The sequence below is a fragment of the Bacillus cereus group sp. Bce019 genome (assembly GCF_051781745.1).
Taxonomy (GTDB): Bacteria; Bacillota; Bacilli; order Bacillales; family Bacillaceae_G; genus Bacillus_A; species Bacillus_A cereus.
Genome location: NZ_JBPWJX010000126.1, coordinates 1 through 272 on the forward strand (window position 1 = coordinate 1; position 272 = coordinate 272).

Sequence of the window (272 nt, forward strand, 5' to 3'; positions counted from 1 at the left end):
CCAAAACAATGATTGCTGAGACTATTAGCTTAGCAAAAAAAGCACGTGAAAGTGTTTGGTCGCAATTGTCTGATCAAGAAAAAGCAAAGCGCCCCTATCCCTTGGTTTCAGGTGATGTCGGACCTTATGCTGCATATTTGGCAAATGGTTCAGAATATACTGGTGATTATGGACAGATCAGCTTTGATGATTTGAAAAATTTCCATAGACCCCGAATTGAGATTCTCTTGCGTGAAGGTGCTGACTTGCTTGCTTTAGAAACTATTCCAAAT

General features: G+C 40.1%; 1 protein-coding gene. It reads left to right on the forward strand.

Going from position 1 to position 272, the window contains the following annotated elements:
* Positions 1 to 272 (forward strand): homocysteine S-methyltransferase family protein (locus ACS2QP_RS27720; protein WP_438883058.1); only part of this gene is annotated, 272 nt, incomplete at both ends.